The organism is Corallococcus macrosporus (genome assembly GCF_017302985.1).
In the GTDB taxonomy this organism is placed as follows: Bacteria; Myxococcota; Myxococcia; order Myxococcales; family Myxococcaceae; genus Corallococcus; species Corallococcus macrosporus_A.
In genome coordinates, this window is record NZ_JAFIMU010000016.1 from 35,041 (window position 1) to 52,304 (window position 17,264).

General features: G+C 74.8%; 1 protein-coding gene. It reads right to left on the reverse strand.

The features are described 5' to 3' along the window. Nucleotides 1-48 precede the first annotated feature (48 nt). Nucleotides 49-17,264 (reverse strand): non-ribosomal peptide synthetase (locus tag JYK02_RS36405; protein ID WP_207057564.1); only part of this gene is annotated, 17,216 nt, incomplete at its 5' end.

The following is a 17,264-nucleotide window of genomic DNA, read 5'->3' on the forward strand; positions in this document are numbered from 1 at the left end:
CACGGCTCAATCCGCTGTCGCCGTCCTTGATCCCATACAACGCGGCGGTCAGGGCGCCAGCAGTGAACCCAGGTGCTGGGCCACCTGCTGGACATCGGGTGCGCGCAGCAGGCTGTGGTGGTTGCCCTCCACCTCCTGTACCCGGGCCTGCGGCACATAGGCCTTCCAGTTCCGGTCCACGGGGTCGGTGGACGGACGCTCCATCGCTCGCAGGATGACGAGGGGGCCCGTGAAGGGGCCGGGCTCGTAGCGGCGCAGCGCTCGCAGGTTGTGCGTGAAGACGTCGAAGAGCGTCCGCACCTGCTCCGTGCTGGTCTCGGGTGCCAGCAGCCCGGACGCCTTGCCCCGGGCCAGCAGCGCCTTCAGCGTCGCGTCCGCGTCGGTGCCCACCTGCTCGGGGTCGGGCGCCCAGTCCTCCAGGTTCAGGAGCCCCGCGTAGTCCACGGCGAAGTGCAGGGCGAGCTGTCCCGGGTCCTCCGCCTCCGGGGCTTGCGCCGCCGCCCGGGCCGGACTCGGGTCGATGAGGGCCAGCACCTCGACCGTCTCACCCCGGGCCTGGAGCTGACGCGCCATCTCGTAGGCGACAAGGCCTCCCATGGACCAGCCTCCCAGCCGGTAGGGCCCCCGCGGCTGGACGGTCTGGAGGGCGTCCAGGTAGTACGCCGCCATCGCCTCGATGCTCTCCAGCGGCGGCTGGGTGCCGTCCAGTCCGCGTGCCTGCAGGCCGTAGAAGGGCTGATCCGGCCCGAGCCTCCGGGCCAGCTCCGCGTAGGCGAGCACGTTGCCTCCCACCGGGTGGACGCAGAAGAAGGGCCGGCGCGTCCCCGACTCCTGGATGGGGACCAGGGGCGAGAAGGGCCTCGGCTCCTGGCGCAGCACGTGGGCCAGCTTCTCCACCGTGGGCGCCTGGAACAGCGTGGCCAGGGGCAGCTCGCGTCGCAGCTGTTCGCGCAGCCGCGCCATGAGGCGCACGGCCAGCAGCGAGTGGCCGCCCAGCTCGAAGAAGTCGTCCGTCACGCCGAGCGGCCGCACGTGCAGCACGTCCTCCCAGGCGCGGGCGAGCTCCAGCTCCAGCGCGTCGCGCGGGGCCACGAAGCGGGCCGGGCGCGCCGCGTGTTCCAGCGGGGGCAGGGCCTTGCGGTCCCGCTTGCCGTTGGGCGTCAGCGGGAAGGACTCCAGGACCTGGAGCGCCTGGGGGACCATGTATTCGGGCAGCAGGCCGCGCAGGAAGGCGCGCAGGCCCGACGGCTCGGGCTTCGCGCCCGGCTTCGCCACGAGGTAGGCCACGAGCATCCGGTGGCCCGGCACGTCCTCGCGCACCATCGCCAGCGCCTGCTCCACGTCGGGGTGACGCTGGAGCGCGGCCTCGACCTCTCCCAGCTCGATGCGGAAGCCGCGCAGCTTCACCTGGAAGTCGATGCGGCCCAGGTACTCCAGCGTGCCGTCCGGACGCAGGCGGACGCGGTCTCCCGTGCGGTACATGCGGGCGCCGGGGCGCGTGCTGAACGGATCCGGCACGAAGCGCTCCGCCGTCAGGGCCGGGCGCCCCAGGTAGCCGCGCGCCAGCCCCGCCCCCGCGAGGAACAGCTCGCCGGGGACGCCCTGGGGCTGCAACTGGCCCCGCGCGTCGAGGATGTAGGCCCTCGTCCCGGGCAGGGGGCGGCCGAGGGTCGGCTCCTCGGGCGTGTCGAGCACTTCGAGGACGGTGGAGTAGGTGGTGTCCTCCGTGGGGCCGTAGAGGTTGAAGACCCGCTCGACGGTGCCGGTGGCGTGCAGGGCCCTCGCGAGGCTTCCGGGCAGCGGCTCCCCGGCGAGGTTGACGGTGCGCACGGAGGCCGGCAACGCGCTGGCGCGCAGCAGCTCCGCCAGGGCGGAGGGCACCGTGTTGACGAGCGTCACCTCGGAGGCCGCGGGCAGCGTGGGCAGCGACAGCACCGTGTCCGCCAGCAGCACCGCGCCGCCGCAACACAACGGGGCGAAGAGCTCGAAGATGGACAGGTCGAAGCAGACCGACGTGGCGGCCAGCGTGCCCGCGAGCTGCGCGGGGCTGAAGGCGCGACAGGCCCAGTCCAGGAAGGCGGCCGCGCTCGCGTGGCTGAGCGCGACGCCCTTGGGCGTGCCCGTGGAGCCCGACGTGTAGATGACGTAGGCGAGCGAGTCGGGGTCCTGCGCGAGGCCCGGCGACGTGGTGGCGAGCGCCTTGAGCTCATCCCCGGCGGCGTCCAGGTGGAGCACGGGCGGCGTCCGCGTGGCGTCCAGGCCCAGCGTGTCCAGCAGCGACGGCTGGGACACGAGCCACGCCGCGCCACAGTCCGCGAGCATGCCGTCCAGCCGCTGCCTCGGGTAGGCCGGATCCAACGGCACGTACGCGCCGCCCGCCTTGAGGACGGCCAGCAGCGTCACCACCAGGTCCTCGGTGCGCGGCAGCAGCACCGCGACCCGCGTCTCGGGGCCCACGCCCCGGGCCCGCAGCGCGTGGGCGAGCTGGTTGGCGCGGGCGTCGAGCCAGGCGTAGCTCCACCTCCGGGCGCCGACGATGAGCGCCACGGCGTCCGGCGTCCGGCGCGCCTGGGCCTCGATGCGCTGGTGCAGGGCGGGCTCGCGCGCGAGGGGCTCGCCGTCGGCGCCGTCGCGCAGCAGCCGCTGCCGCTCCCCGTCGCTCAGCAGCGGCAGGGTGTGCAGCGGCGCGTCCGGCTGGTGCATCGCGCCCTCCAGCAGCCGCTGGAAGTGCGTCGCGAAGCGGCGGACGGTGGCCTCCTGGAAGAGGTCGGTGCTGTAGGTGATGGAGCCGCTCAGGCCTCGCGGCGTGGACTCGAAGGCGAAGGTGACGTCGAACTTCGCGGTGACCGCTTCGGGCGGAAGCGGCTCGAAGGAGAGCTCGCTCGACGCGGGCGCCGCGGGCGGTGCGTTCTGGAAGACGAGCATCGCCTGGAACAGCGGCGTGCGGCTCAGGTCGCGGCGCGGGTGAAGCTCCTCGACGAGCTTCTCGAAGGGGACGTCCTGGTGCGCCTGGGCCTGGAGGGTGGTCTCCCGCACGCGTGCCAGCAGCCGCCGGAACGAGTCGCCTTCCTCCACCCGGGTGCGCAGGGCGAGCGTGTTGACGAAGAAGCCGATGAGGCCCTCCAGCTCGGAGAAGCGCCGCCCCGCGATGGGCGTGCCCACCACGAGGTCCTCCTGTCCGCTCTCACGGGACAGGAGCGCGGAGGTCGCCGCGAGCAGGCCCATGAAGAGCGTGGCGCCCTCCTGCTTCGTGAAGGTCTCCAGCGTCTGGCCCAGCGAAGGCGAGAGCGGGAAGTGCACCACCGCGCCGCGCGTGGAGGGCGTGGGAGGCCTTGGCAGGTCCTCGGGCAGCTCGAGGTGCGCGGGGGCGCCGTCGAGGTGGCGGCGCCACCAGGCGACCTGCTGCTCCAGCAGGGCGTCGCGAAGCCAGGAGCGCTGCCAGAGGGCGTGGTCGGCGGGCTGGATGGGCAGCGGCGGCAGGGAGACGGGAGTGCCGGCGAGGTGGGCCTGGTAGAGGGCGGCCATTTCGCGCACCAGCACGCCGGTGGACCAGCCGTCGGAGATGATGTGGTGCAGCGTCAGCAGCAGCACGTGGCGTGAGGCGCCCAGCCGCAGCAGGTGCGCGCGCAGGAGCGGCCCGTGGGCCAAATCGAAGGGGCGCAGGGCCTCGCGTGAGGCGAGGGCGCGCGCCTCGGCGTCGGGGGAGGCGAGGGCGGACAGGTCGCTGAAGCCCAGCGAGAAGGGCGCTGGGGGGTGGATGCGCTGGACGGGGGCGCCGTCGAGGGGGAGGAAGGTGGTGCGCAGGGACTCGTGGCGGTGCACGAGGGACTCGAAGGCGCGGCGCAGGGCGTCGGAGTCCAGGGGGCCGTGGGCCTGGAGGGCGACGGGGATGTTGTAGGCGGGGGAGCCGGGCTGAAGCTGGTCGAGGAACCACAGCCGCTGCTGGGCGAAGGAGAGGGGCAGGGCCGCGTCGCGGGGGGCGGGCAGAAGCGGGGGCAGGCTGGAGGCGACGGAGGCGGAGTCGATGCGGGAGGCGAGGGCGCGGACGGTGGGGGACTCGAAGAGCGAGCGCAGGGGCAGCTCCACGCCGAAGGCGGCGCGGATGCGGCTGACCACCTGGGTGGCCAGCAGCGAGTGCCCTCCCAGCGCGAAGAAGTCCTCCAGCGCTCCCACCCGGGGCACCTGGAGCACGTCGGCCCAGAGGGCGGCCAGCTTCGTCTCCGCGCCCGGGCGGGGCGGCTCGTGGGCCTGCGCTCCGGCCTGGGGCGCGGGCAGCGCCTTGCGGTCCACCTTGCCGTTGGGCGTCAGGGGCAGCTCGGGCAGGGCCACGAAGGCGGCGGGCACCATGTACTCGGGCAGCCGCGGGTGCAGGAAGTCGCGCAGCGCCTCGGCCTGGGGGGCGGTGGCGGCTCGCGGCACCACGTAGGCGACGAGCCTCGCGTTGCCGGGCACGTCCTCGCGCACCAGGACGAGCGCCTGGGCGAGGCCGGGGTGCTGGCGCAGCTGGGCTTCGATTTCGCCCAGCTCGATGCGGAAGCCGCGCAGCTTCACCTGGAAATCGATGCGGCCCAGGTACTCCAGCGTGCCGTCCTCGCTCCAGCGCGACTTGTCTCCGGTGCGGTAGAGGCGCTCGCCGGGCGTGGCCGCGAAGGGGTCCGGCACGAAGCGCTCGGCGGTGAGGGCGGGCTGGCCCAGGTAGCCCCGTGCGAGGCCCGCGCCGGCGATGAACAGCTCACCCGCGACCCCCACCGGCAGCGGACGCAGGCCCGCGTCCAGCACGTAGGTGCGCACGTTGAGCAGGGGGCCTCCCAGCGTGGGCCGGGTGCCCGGACGCACGGCGAAGGCGGTGGCATCCACGGTGCACTCGGTGGGGCCGTAGACGTTGAAGGTGCGCGTCCCTGGCGCCGCGGCCAGCGTCTCCCAGGTGGCCTCGTCCAGCGCCTCGCCTCCGGGGACCAGCACGGCCGGCGCGCGCGCTCCTTCCAGCAGCCCCGCTCGCAGCATGAGCCGCAGCAGCGACGGCGTGCAGTCCAGCACGTCCACCGCCTGCTGGCGCACCCACGCCACCATCGCCTCGGCGTCCTGCCGGAGGGCGTCCGGCACGATGCAGAGACAGTGTCCGTCCAGCACCTGGATGAGCTGCTTGACGGAGCCGTCGAAGGCGAGCGGCGCGTTGACGCTGACGCTCAGTCCGGACGGACGTCCCGCGTAGACCGTCCGCTTCAGGGCCGCGTGCAGGTTGAGCACCGAGCGGTGCTGCACCATGACGCCCTTGGGCGTGCCCGTGGAGCCCGACGTGTAGATGACGTAGGCCAGGTGCTCGGGCGCGTTCCGCGGCTCGGGGGCCTGGACCGGCTCCTGGTCGAGGCTCGCGCGGGCCACGTCGAGGCAGAGCGTCTCGACGTCCGCGGACTTCAGCGAGGCCGCGAGTGGGCCCTGGGTGAGGACGACGCGCGCCGCGCTGTCCTGGATGGCGAAGGCCCGGCGCCGCTCCGGCCAGGCCGGATCCAACGGCACGTAGGCGCCGCCTGCCTTGAGCACCCCCATCAGCGCGACCACCATGTCCACCGAGCGCTCGAAGCAGAGCGCGACGCGGACGTCGGGCCCCACGCCCCGGGCTCGCAGCGCGTGGGCGAGCTGGTTGGACCGGACATCGAGCTGGGCGAAGGACAGCACGTCGTCGCCGAAGCGCACCGCGGGCGCGTCGGGCGTGCGCCCCACCTGCTGCTCGAAGAGGCGCGGGAGCGTGTCTTCGCGCGGCGCCTCCCGGCCGGTGTCGTTCCAGTCGCGGAGCACCTGCTGGCGCTCGGCGGCGGTCAGCATCGAGATCCCGGCGAGCGGCTGATCCGGCCCGGAGACGACCGCTTGCGCCAGCACCTCGAGGTGCCGCGCGAGCCGGACGGCCGTGGACGCGGCGAGGCGCGAGGCGCCGTACTGGAGCACGCCGTGGAAGCCCTCTGGCGTCTCCTCCATGTGGAGGGAGAGCTCGAAGCGGGTGGGCGCCTCGGCGGCGTCCGCGAGCGGCTGGAGCGTCAAGCCGGGCAGGCCGAGGGACGGCACCGGCGTGTTCTGGAGCGCGAAGAAGGCCTGGAACAGCGGCGTGCGATCCAGGCCGCGCTCGGGCTGGAGCTCCTCGACGAGCTTCTCGAAGGGGACGTCCTGGTGCTCGAACGCGCTCAGCGTGCTCTCGCGCACCTGGGCCACCAGGGCGCGGAACGACGACACGGCGCCCGGCCGGGCGCGCATCACGAGCGTGTTGACGAAGAAGCCGATGAGGCCCTCCAGCTCGGAGAAGCGCCGCCCCGCGATGGGCGTGCCCACCAGCAGGTCGTCCTGTCCCGTGTAGCGGGAGAGCAGGAGCTGGTACGCGCTCAGCAGGACCATGAACGGCGTGGCCCCCGTCTGTCGCGCCAGCGTGTCGATGCCCTGGCTCAGCTCGCGGGACAGGCGCACGGGGACCCGGCCGCCCATCGGAGACGACGCCCGGGTGCGAGGCGCGTCGTGGGGCAGCTCGAGGTGCGCGGGTGCGCCGTCGAGGTGGCGGCGCCACCAGGCGACCTGCTGCTCCAGCAGGGCGTCACGCAGCCAGGAGCGCTGCCAGAGGGCGTGGTCGGCGGGCTGGATGGGCAGCGGCGGCAGGGAGACGGGAGTGCCGGCGAGGTGGGCCTGGTAGAGGGCGGCCATTTCGCGCACCAGCACGCCGGTGGACCAGCCGTCGGAGATGATGTGGTGCAGCGTCAGCAGCAGCACGTGGCGCGAGGCGCCCAGCCGCAGCAGGTGCGCGCGCAGGAGCGGCCCGTGGGCCAAATCGAAGGGGCGCAGGGCCTCGCGTGAGGCGAGGGCGCGCGCCTCGGCGTCGGGGGAGGCGAGGGCGGACAGGTCGCTGAAGCCCAGCGAGAAGGGCGCTGGGGGGTGGATGCGCTGGACGGGGGCGCCGTCGAGGGGGAGGAAGGTGGTGCGCAGGGACTCGTGGCGGTGCACGAGGGACTCGAAGGCGCGGCGCAGGGCGTCGGAGTCCAGGGGGCCGTGGGCCTGGAGGGCGACGGGGATGTTGTAGGCGGGGGAGCCGGGCTGAAGCTGGTCGAGGAACCACAGCCGCTGCTGGGCGAAGGAGAGGGGCAGGGCCGCGTCGCGGGGGGCGGGCAGAAGCGGGGGCAGGCTGGAGGCGACGGAGGCGGAGTCGATGCGGGAGGCGAGGGCGCGGACGGTGGGGGACTCGAAGAGCGAGCGCAGGGGCAGCTCCACGCCGAAGGCGGCGCGGATGCGGCTGACCACCTGGGTGGCCAGCAGCGAGTGCCCTCCCAGCGCGAAGAAGTCCTCCAGCGCTCCCACGCCGGGAACGCGCAGGACCTCGGAGACGAGGGCCGCCAGCCGCTCCTCGGTGGGGGTGGCGGGTGCCACGACGTCGTCGCGGGTCCGGTGCCCCTCCGGCGCGGGCAGCGCCTTGCGGTCCACCTTGCCGTTGGGTGTGAGCGGCAGGGCGGGGAGCAGGACGATGGCCGCGGGCATCATGAACCCCGGCAGCCGCTGTCGCAGGCCTTCCCGCAGCGCGGACTCGTCCGCGGCCGTGGCGGTGTCCAGCGACACGTACGCGACGAGCCTCCGGTCTCCGGGCACGTCCTCGCGCACGACGGCCACGGCCTCGCGCACCCCTGGCCGGGCGCGGAGGGCCTCCTCCACCTCGCCCAGCTCGATGCGGAAGCCGCGCAGCTTCACCTGGAAGTCGATGCGGCCCTGGTAGTCCAGCGTCGCGCCGGCCTTCCAGCGCACCCGGTCTCCCGTGCGGTACATGCGGGCCCCGGGCTCCGAGGAGAACGGATCCGGCACGAAGCGCTCCGCCGTCAGGTCCGGCCGGCCCAGGTAGCCGCGCGCCAGGCCGACGCCGCCCAGGTACAGCTCTCCCGGGACGCCCACGGGCGCGGGGGCGCCGAGGGCGTCCAGCACATAGGCCTGGGTGCCCGCCAGCGGACGGCCGATGGAGGGCGTCTGGAGCAGGGTCTCCGGCACCCGCGCCCAGGTCGAATACGTCGTGTCCTCCGTGGGGCCGTACAGGTTGTTGACGTCGCGCACCGTCCCGGTGGCGTAGAGCGCCCGGACCAGCGCCGCCGGCAGCGGCTCTCCGGCCAGGTTCACCGTGCGGACCCCCGCGGGCAGCGCTCGCAGGCGCAGCAGCTCCGTCATCGCGGAGGGCACCGTGTTGACGAGCGTCACCTCGTGCGCCGCCGGCAGCGTGGCCAGGGCCAGCGCGTTGTCCGCCAGGTACACGCAGCCGCCGCCCGCGAGCGGGACGAACAGCTCGAAGACGGACAGGTCGAAGGACACCGAGGTCGCCGCCAGCACGCCGGCCAGCTCCTCCCGGCTGAACGTGTCCAGCGCCCAGCGCACGAAGGCCACCGCGCTGCCGTGGGTCATCGCCACGCCCTTGGGCCGGCCGGTGCTGCCGGACGTGTAGAGCACGTACGCCAGCGTGGCCGTCGCGCCCCGCCGCTCCGGCGGGTGCCGGGGCGCGGAGCCGATGGCCCCGAAGCCGTCCAGCAGCACGTCCCGCACGCCGGCCGGAGCGCTCCCCAGCCGCTCCACCCACTCGCGCCGGCTCACCCGCACCGGCGCGCGCGAGTCCTGCTGCATCGCGGTCAGCCGCTCCACCGGGTAGTGGGGATCCTGCGGCACGTAGGCCCCGCCGGCCTTGAGCACGCCCAGGAGCGCCACCACCAATTCGAACGAGCGCTCCAGGCACACCGCCACCGGGACCTCCGGGCCCACGCCCAGCCCGCGCAGGTGGTGCGCGAGCTGGTTGGCCCGCTCATCGAGCTGCCGGTACGTGAAGCGCTGGGTGCCCACCACCAGCGCGGTGGCGTCCGGCGTGCGCGCCACCTGGTCCTCCACCAGGTGGTGCAGCGCCCCGTCACGCCCGGGCGCCGGGCCCGTGCGGTTCCAGTCCACCAGCACGCTCGCGCGCTCGGCGGCGTCCATCAGCTCCAGCGCGCCCACGGGCCGCGTGGCGTCCGCCGCCACCGCCGCCACCAGCGCCTCGAAGTGACGGGCCAGGCGCTCCGCCGTCGCCGCGTCGAAGAGGTCGGTGTTGTAGACGAGCGTGCCCGCGAAGCCGTCCTCGCGCGGCTCCAGGCCGAGGCCCAGGTCGAACTTCGCGCTGTCGTCCTCCACGGACTCCAGGCGGAGCGTCAGGCCGGGCAGGGTGAGCACGGCGGCGGGCGCGTTCTGCAGCGCGAACATCACCTGGAACAGCGGGGAGCGGCTGAGGTCCCGCTGCGGACGCAGCTCCTCCACCAGACGCTCGAAGGGCACGTCCTGGTGGGCGTAGGCCGCGAGCGTCGTGCCGCGCACCCGCGTCAGCAGCTCCTGGAAGGACGCCCGCGGGTCGATGCGCGCGCGCAGCACCAGCGTGTTGACGAAGAAGCCCACCAGGCCTTCGGTCTCCGCGCGGGTGCGGCCCGCGATGGGCGAGCCGACGCTCACGTCGTCCTGCCCGGAGTGCCGCGCCAGCAGCACCTGCCACGCCGCCATCAGCACCATGAAGTCGGTGGCCTGGTGCGCCTGGGCCAGCCGGCTCACCGCCCGGCCCACGTCTCGCGACAGCGTCACCCGGACCGAGGCCCCGTGGAAGGTCTGCACCGGCGGACGCGGACGGTCCGTCGGCAGCTCCAGGGCCGCGGGCGCGTCCGCCAGCTCGCCGCGCCAGAAGTCCAGCTCCCGCCGCAGCGGCTCGCCCTGGAGCCAGCGGCGCTGCCACACGGCGAAGTCCGCGTACTGCACCGGCAGCGGCGGCAGCGCGGGCTCCCGGCCCTCGCGCAGGGCGCCGTACAGCTCGCCCAGGTCCCGCACGAGGAGGGCCAGCGACCAGCCGTCGGTGATGATGTGGTGCAGCGTCAGCAGCAGCACGTGCCGCCGGGGCGCCAGCGCGAGCAGCGTCGCGCGCAAGAGCGGCCCCTCCGCCAGGTCGAACGGACGGCGGGCCTCCGCCTCCATCCGGCGGCGGGCCTCCGCGTCGCGGGCCTCGGGCGCCAGGGCCTCCAGGTCCACGAACTCCAGCGCCCCGAGCAGCTCCGGGTGGACGTGCTGCACCGGCGCGTCCCCCTGGCGGGGGAAGGTGGTGCGCAGCGCCTCATGGCGTCCGGCCAGCGCCCGCAGCGCGCCGTGCAGGGCCTCGCGGTCGAGCTCGCCCTCCAGGTGCACCGCGCCGGGCACGTTGTAGGTCGAGCCTCCCGGCTGGAGCTGGTCGAGGAACCACAGCCGCTGCTGGGCGAACGACAGGGGCAGGGGCGCGTCGCGCTTCACGGGCTCCAGCGCGGGCGCGGCCGCGCGCGGCAGGCGCTCCAGGCGCCCGGCGAGCAGGCCCGGGGTGGGGGCGTCGAACAGCTCCGCCAGGGGGAGCTCCACGCCCAGCCGCGCGCGCAGCCGCGACACCACCTGGGTGGCCAGCAGCGAGTGCCCGCCCAGTTCGAAGAAGTCGTCGTCCAGGCCCACCTGCTCCACGTGCAGCACGTCCGCGAAGAGGGCGCACAGGGCCTGCTCCGTGGCGTCGGTCGGCGCGCGGAAGGTGGCCTGCGCGCGGGGCGCGGAGGCTTCTGGCGCCGGCAGCGCCTGGCGGTCCACCTTGCCGTTGGACGACAGCGGCAGGGCCTCCAGCACCACCACCGCGGACGGCACCATGTAGTCCGGCAGCCGCTCCTGGACGCGAGAGCGGACCGCCTCCGCGTCCACGCCCTCGCCCGTGACGTAGGCCACCAGCCGCTTGTCGCCGGGCACGTCCTCGCGGGCCACCACGACCGCCTCGGCCACGCCGGGCGCGTCCAGCACGGCCGCTTCCACCTCGCCCGGCTCGATGCGGAAGCCACGCACCTTCACCTGGAAGTCGGTGCGGCCCAGGAACGCCACCGTCCCGTCCGCGCTCCACTTCGCCCGGTCTCCCGTGCGGTAGAGGCGTCCTCCCGGCGTGGGGCTGAACGGATCCGGCACGAAGCGCTCCGCCGTCAGCCCCGGCTGATCCAGGTAGCCCCAGGCGAGTCCGTCACCGCCCACGTACAGCTCGCCGGGCACGCCCACCGGCGCCGGGCGTCCCGCGGCGTCCAGGACATACGCGGTGGAGTTGCGCAGCGGCCGGCCCACCGGCACCGCCGCGCCCACCCGGTCCCCGGGCCGCAGCGCGTGCGTGAGCGAGAAGGTGGTGTTCTCCGTGGGGCCGTAGCCGTTGATGAGCACCGCCTGGCGGGACACCCGCGACAGGTGCTCCTCCACCCGGCGCGCGGGCAGCACGTCACCGCCCGCCAGCACCTGGTCCACGCCCGCGAGCGCACCGGACGGGTGCTGCGCCATCAGGTCGAACAGCGCCGCGGTCAGCCACAGCGAGTCCACCGCGTGCTCGCGAAGCAGCGCGGACAGCTCCTCCAGCGACAGGGCCCGCGCCGGGGCGAGCACCAGCCGCGCCCCGTGCAGCAGCGCGCCCCACAGCTCCAGCGTCGAGGCGTCGAACGCCACCGGCGCGGCCTGGAGCCACACGCGCTCCGGGCCGAAGCGCGCGAAGTCCTGGGACTCCACCAGCCGCACCACGCCCCGGTGGGGCACGCACACGCCCTTGGGACGTCCCGTGCTGCCCGACGTGAACATCACGTAGGCGAGCGCGTCGCCGCCCGGCGTGGGCGGGGGCGCGGAAACAGGCTGGCGCTCCAGCCGCCGCGCCTCCTCCTCCAGCACCACCAGCAGCGCGCCCGTCTCCGGCAGGTCGTCCGCCAGCGACGCTTGCGTCAGCAGCACCGCGACGCGCGCCTGGCCCAGCACCGCCAGCAGTCGCGGCGTGGGCACGCCCGCGTCCAGCGGGACGTAGGCCGCGCCGGCCTTGAGCACGCCCAGGAGCGCCACCACCAATTCGAACGAGCGCTCCAGGCACACGCCCACCGACGCGCCGGGCTTGACGCCCAGCGCGAGCAGGTGGTGCGCGAGCTGGTTCGAGCGCTCCTCCAGCTCCCGGTACGTGAGCGTCCGGGTGTCCTGCACGAGCGCCACCGCGCCGGGCGTGCGCGCGGCCTGCTCGCGGAATCTCGCGTGGATGGAGGCCTCGCGCGGGTAGTCCACCCGGACGCCGCTCCACGCGGACAGCAGGCGCGCGCGCTCCGCCTCGTCCATGAGCGGCAGCGTCCCCACGGGGTGGTCCGCGTCGCGCGCGATGCCCCCGGCGAGCGTGGCCAGGTGGGCCGCCATCCGGGTCAGCGTGGCCGCGTCGTACAGGTCCGTGTTGTAGACGAGCGTGCCCGCGAAGCCGTCCGCCTGCTCCTCCAGGTGCAGCGACAGGAAGAAGGGCGAGCCGTGCGGCTGGGGCTGCACGGAGCGCAGCACGAGCCCCGGCACGGACAGCGACGGCATCGGCGTGTTGTGCAGGGTGAACGTCACCTGGGCCAGCGGCGGGTGGCTCAGGCCGCGCTCGGGCTGGAGCGCCGTCACCACCCGCTCGAAGGGCAGGTCCTGGTGCGCGAACGCCCCCAGCGTGGTCTCCTTCACCTGGGCCAGCAGCTCGCGGAAGCGCAGGGTCCCGGTCATCCGGGCCCGCAGCACCAGCGTGTTGACGAAGCAGCCCACCAGCGCCTCGGTCTCCACCGGATGGCGGCCCGCCACCGGCGTCCCCACCAGCACGTCGTCCTGCCCGGAGTACCGGTGCAGCAGCGTCTGCCAGGCCGCCATCAGCACCATGAAGGGCGTGGCGCCCTCGGCGATGGCGAGCGCCTTGAGCGCCGAGGAGACCCCGGCCGGCAGCCGCACCGGCACGCTCGCGGCGCCGAACGTCTGCCGCGCCGGCAGCGGGCGGTCCGTGGGCAGCTCCAGCCGGCCCGGTGCCCCCGCGAGCCGCTCGCGCCAGTAGCCGAGCTGCGCCTCCAGGGCCTCGCCCTGGAGCCAGTCGCGCTGCCACAGCGCCCAGTCCACGTACTGCACGGGCAGCGGGGGCAGGGCGGGGGCCACGCCCCGCGCCAGCGCGTCGAAGGTCGCGGCGAACTCGCGCACCACCACGCCCAGCGACCAGCCGTCGGAGACGATGTGGTGCATCGTCAGGAGCAGCAGGTGCCGCTCGGGCGCCACGGCGATCAGCGTCGCGCGCATCAGCGGGCCGCGCGCCAGGTTGAACGGCTTGCGCTGCTCCTCACCGGCGAGGCGGAGCGCCTCGGCCTCGCGGCCCTCCACGGCCGCGGCGCCCAGGTCCACGCGCGCGAGCACCCACGGGGCGTCCTCCGCCAGCACCTGCACGGGGCCCTCCTCGCTGGCGCGGAAGGTGGTGCGCAGCGCCTCGTGGCGCCGCACCAGGGCCTGGAGGCTCTGCTCCAGCAGGCCCACGTCCAGCGTCCCCTCCAGCCACACCGCCGTGGCGATGTTCTGCACCGCGGCGTCCGGCTCCAACTGGTCCAGGAACCACAGCCGCTGCTGGGCGAACGACAGGGGGAAGCGCCGCGCGTCCCTCGGCCGGGCGACGAGCGCCGGCCGGGAGGGCCCTCCCAGCGTCTGACGCTGCTCGAGCCGCGCCGCCAGCTCCGCCGGGGTGGGCGAGGCGAAGAACTCGCGCAGGGACAGCTCCGCCCCCAGCGACTCGCGCAGCCGCGACACCACCTGGGTGGCCAGCAGCGAGTGCCCGCCCAGCTCGAAGAAGTGGTCGTTCACGCCCACCCGCTTGAGCCCCAGCACCCGCGCCCACAGCGCGGTGATGGTCTCCTCCAGCGGCGTGCGCGGCTCGACGAACTCCCGCTCCAGCGCGGGCCGGACGCCGTCCGGCTCCGGCAGGGCCTTGCGGTCCACCTTGCCATTGGACGTCAGGGGGATGGCCTCCAGCGACACGAAGGCCGACGGCACCATGTACTCCGGCAGCTTGAGCGCGGCGAGCCGGCGCAGCTCGGACACGCCCGGGAGCGTCTGCCCGGCGTGCGTCACCAGGTACGCCACCAGCTTGCGGTCCCCGCGCGCCGGGCCCCGGGCGTCCACCACCACCTCGCGCACCGCGGGGTGGCTGGCGAGGACGGTTTCAATCTCGCCCAGCTCCACGCGGAAGCCGCGCACCTTCACCTGGAAGTCGGCGCGGCCCAGGAACTCGAGGTTGCCGTCCGGGAAGAAGCGGGCCCGGTCGCCGGTGCGGTACATGCGCAGGCCCGGCCGGGGGTGGAAGGGGTCCGGCAGGAAGCGGTCCGCGGTGAGCATGGGCGCGTGCGCGTAGCCGTCCGCCAGGCACTCGCCGCCGATGAACAGGTCCCCCGCCACGCCCACCGGCAGGGGCCGCAGGCGCGCGTCGAGCACGTAGTAGCGCGCGTTGGAGATGGGCCGGCCGTAGGGGATGGACGTCCACGACGGATCCCGCGCGCCCACGCGGAAGAAGTTGGACCAGATGGTCGCCTCGGTGGCGCCGCCCAGGCTGATGACCTCCGCGTGCGGGAAGGCGGTGCGCACCGCGTCCGGCAGGGGGAGGGGGATCCAGTCGCCAGACAGGAAGACGCGCCGCAGGTGCGGGCCGCCCGCGCCGAAGTGCGCCACGAGCTGCTGGAGCGCGGCGGGGGCGCTGTCCCAGAAGGTGATGCGCTGCTCGCGCAGCAGCGCCGCCAGCCGCTCCGGCTCGCGGAGGTCCGCCTTCGTGGCGATGACCAGCGTGCCTCCCACCGCGAGCACGCCGAAGACGTCGTAGACGGACAGGTCGAAGCAGGGCGACGTGACGAAGAGCAGCCGCTCCGTGGGGCCCACCCCGAACGTGGTGTTCACCCAGTGCAGCAGGTTGACCGCGGGCCCGTGCCGCACGGCCACGCCCTTGGGCCGGCCCGTGGAGCCGGACGTGTGGATGATGTACGCCAGGTGCTCCGGGCTCACGCCGGACGGGGGCGTGTCCTCGCGGCCCCCGTCCTCCGCCGCGTCGTCCAGGCACAGCAGGCGCGCGCCCGTCGCCTCCAGGGCCCCGGCCAGCGAGCGCTGGGTGACGAGCAGCGCGGCGCCCGAGTTGCGCAGGATGAACGCCGCGCGGTCCGCCGGGTACTCCGCGTCGATGGGGACGTAGGCGCCGCCCGCCTTGAGGATGCCGAGCATGGCGACCAGCAGCTCGAAGTCGCGGTCCAGGCACAGCGCCACCGTCTGCTCGGGGCGCACGCCCAGGGCGCGCAGCCGCCACGCGAGGCGGTTGGAGCGCAGGTGCAGCTCGCGGTAGGTGATGCGCTCGGCGCCCAGCTCCGCGGCGATGGCGTCCGGCGTCGCCTGGGCCTGGGCGATGAACAGCTCATGCAGGCAGCGCTCGCGCGGGAAGGGCGCGTCGGTGTCGTTCCACCCCCGGGTGAGCTGCCGCTGCTCGCCGGGCGTCAGCCAGGGCAGGTCGTCCAGGCGCGCCTCCGGGCGCAGGACGGCCGCCGCCAGCAGGACCTCCAGGTGCGCCACCATCCGCGCGGCCGTCTCCGGGGTGAACAGGTCGGTGCTGTACTCGAGCGTGCCCTGGAAGCCCGCGTCCGTGCGCGTGAGCGCCAGCACCAGGTCCAGCTTCGCCGTCTGGCTCTCCTGCTCCACGGGCGCGAGCGTCAGCCCGGGGGCCTCCAGCGCGCCGGAGGCCGCCTCCTGGAGCGCGAACATCACCTGCACGAGCGGCGGCCGGCTGAAGTCGCGCGCCAGCCCCAGCCGCTCCACCAGTTGCTCGAAGGGGACGGACGGGTGGGCCAGCGCCCCCAGCGTCGTCTCGCGCACCTGCGCCAGCAGCGCGCGGAAGCTGTCCTCGCCGCGCAGGCGCGTGCGCACGGCCAGCGTGTTGACGAACAGCCCGATGAGCTCCTCCCACTCCGTGCGCTCGCGTCCCGACACGGGCGTGCCGACGACGACGTCGTCCTGGCCCGCGTGCCGGCCCAGCACCCACTGGAAGGCCGCCATCAGGGCCATGAACGGGGTGGCGCCCTCGCGCAGGCACAGGGCCTCCAGCTCCGCGCTGAGGTCGCGCGACAGGCGCACCGGGTGCGACGCGCCCAGGGTGGACGGGGCGGCGGGGCGGGGGAAGTCGGTGGGCAGCTCCAGCGCGGCCGGCGCGCCCGCAAGCTGCTGGCGCCAGTACTCCCACTGCGCCTCCCAGGCCCGGGCCTGGGGCCCCTGGCGCTGCCAGTGCGCGTAGTCGGCGTACTGCAACACGGGCTCGGGGAGCGGCGGCGGCTGGCCGGTGCGCAGGGCGCGGTACGACGCCGCCAGCTCGCGCACGAGGACGACCATGGAGCCGCCGTCGGAGACGATGTGGTGCATCGTCATCAGCAGCAGGTGCCGCGTGTCCGACAGCCGCAGCAGCCCCACGCGCAAGAGCGGTCCGCGGGTGAGGTCGAAGGGGCGCAGCGCCTCCTGCCGCGCCAGGGCCAGGGCCCGGGCCTGGGCCTCCCCGGCGTCCAGGGCCGAGAGGTCCACGAGGGGCAGGTCCATGGGCGCGGCCGGGTGGATGACCTGCCGCACGCCTTCCGCCGCGTCGTGGAAGGTGGTGCGCAGCGACTCATGGCGGCGCACCAGCGCCTCGAAGGCCTGGCGCAGCGCCTCCACGTCCAGCGCGCCGTCCATCCGCAGCACGGCGGGGATGTTGTAGGCGGCGGTGTTGGGCTGGAGCTGGTCGATGAACCACAGCCGCTCCTGGGCGAACGACAGGGGCAGCGGCACGTCGCGGCGGACCCGCTCGATGGGGTCCAGCGCCGGGCCCGTCCCGGCGCCCGTCGCCGCGTCCACCTGCCGCGAAAGCCGCTCCACCGTGGAGGCCTCGAAGAGCACGCGCACGGGCAGCGCGACGCCGAACGCCGCGCGGATCCGCGCGAGCGCGCGGGTGGCCAGCAGCGAGTGTCCGCCCTGCTCGAAGAAGTCGTCCGTCGCGCCCAGCCGGGGCACGCCCAGCACCTCCGCGAGCAGCGCGGCCATGCGCGCCTCGGTGGGCGTGCGCGGGGCGACGAAGGCGTGCGACGCGGGGGCGTCTCCCGGCGCGGGCAGGGCCTTGCGGTCCACCTTGGCGTTGGCGGTGAGCGGCAGCGCCTCCAGCGGGACGAGCGCGGAGGGCACCATGTACTCGGGCAGCCGCCGCTGCAGGTGCGCGCGCAGGACGGACAGGTCGCCCTCGGGCGCGACGACGTAGCCCACCAGGCGCTTGTCTCCGGGCGCGTCCTCGCGCACCACGGCCACCGCCTCGCGCACGCCCGGACCCGAGCGCAGCGCGGCCTCCACCTCCGCCAGTTCGACGCGGAAGCCGCGCACCTTCACCTGCTGGTCCGCGCGGCCCAGGAACTCCAGCACGC